The sequence below is a fragment of the Okeania sp. SIO3B5 genome (assembly GCF_010692555.1).
Taxonomy (GTDB): domain Bacteria; phylum Cyanobacteriota; class Cyanobacteriia; order Cyanobacteriales; family Microcoleaceae; genus Okeania.
In genome coordinates, this window is record NZ_JAAHHG010000023.1 from 24,090 (window position 1) to 24,294 (window position 205).

Genomic DNA, 205 nt, shown 5'->3' on the forward strand with positions numbered 1-205 from the left:
AACAGAAAAATCTCTCGAACAATTATTCCTACTTTCTCTATCTTCCCAAATTTTTTTTGAGGCACTCTGGTTTGCCTTTGAGTAACATCTCGTTCCAAAAGTATTCCGGAACAGAAAAGTCTGCCGAACAATTCTTCCTACTTTCTGTGTTAAGCCAAATTTTTCAGCAGATTTTTTTTGAGATGCTCTGGTTTACCTTTGAGTA